This is a genomic window from Kitasatospora sp. NPDC058243 (assembly GCF_042882025.1).
Taxonomy (GTDB): Bacteria; Actinomycetota; Actinomycetes; order Streptomycetales; family Streptomycetaceae; genus Kitasatospora.
The window spans coordinates 1-1,099 of record NZ_JBHVWW010000145.1; the positions used below are offsets into that span (position 1 = coordinate 1).

At 68.1% G+C, this 1,099-nt stretch carries 2 pseudogenes (1 of these 2 cut by a window edge); one reads left to right on the plus strand and one right to left on the minus strand.

Going from position 1 to position 1,099, the window contains the following annotated elements:
- Positions 1-91: 91 nt before the first annotated feature.
- Positions 92-307, minus strand: a pseudogene (locus tag ACFVX9_RS39615) (hypothetical protein); the annotation flags it as partial.
- A 157-nt stretch (positions 308-464) separates the two neighbouring features.
- Between ACFVX9_RS39615 and ACFVX9_RS39620 the strand changes: the two are divergent.
- Positions 465-1,099, plus strand: a pseudogene (locus tag ACFVX9_RS39620) (transposase) (it continues 253 nt past the right edge of the window).

Here is a 1,099-nt window from a genome sequence, read left to right on the forward strand (position 1 = left end):
CGCGGCCCCCTCACCCGATTCCCCACCGTCGCCAAGACCGTCACCGCCCTCACCTTCTACAAGAAGGGCTGGTGAAGCCGTGTGAATAGACCTCCAGAGCGTCCGGAACATCCTCCTCCAGACGCATCCCGGCCGCGTCATGGTGAGCGCGGACCGTCGTGGAGTCCACGCTGACCAGCGACATGTCCACCCGGCCCCGCCCAGCAGCCTCAGCGATCGCACCCTCCAGCAGCGCCTCGAAGACGCCGGCGTCCCGCCACTGCCTGAACCGGTTGTGCACGGTGGACCAGGCGCCGAACCGGTCCGGTCATGTCCCTTCTCGTGGTGTAGCCGATCAAGTTGCGGGCGTGCGCGGGCGGGTGCCCGGGGCGCACTTCTTCTCGTGCCTGCCGCTCCCTGACGCGGGGCGGGCCATCACGTAACTCTTCTTGGTGAACGCCCAGTTCAACCATGAGGAGTACGTGGTGGCCCTGTCCCAGTCTGACCTGATACGGCTGCTGGAGTCACTACGCTCGTCGGACGGGATCGAGCTTGTCCGCAGCGTGGCCGAGCGGATGCTGCAGGAACTGATCGAGGCCGGGGTGGGCGCGCATATCGGTGCCGGCTGGAATGAGCACACCGCGTCCCGGACGGCCTTGCGCAACGGCCACCGGGACAAGACCCTGACCACGCCGGCAGGCGACCTGGACCTGGAGATTCCCAAGCTCCGCACCGGAAGCTTCTTCCCGGGCCTGCTGGAACGCCGGCGGCGTATAGACCAGGCCCTGTATGCCGTGATCATGGAAGCCTACGTCCGCGGCGTGTCCACCCGATCGGTCGATGACCTGGTCAAGGCCCTGGGCGGAGACAGCGGTATATCGAAGAGCGAGGTCTCCCGGATCTGCGGCGGGCCCGACGGGCCGCTGACCGCGTTCCGCACCCGTCCCCTGGACCACACCGGGTTCCCCTGCCTCTGCCTGGACGCGACGTACTGCAAGGTGCGGGTGAACCATCAGATCGCCTCCCAGGCCGTCGTCATCGCCACCGGCATCACCGGGGACGGCGGCCGCGAGGTCCTGGGGACCGCCGCGGGCGACAGCGAGACCGAAGCATTCCGGAG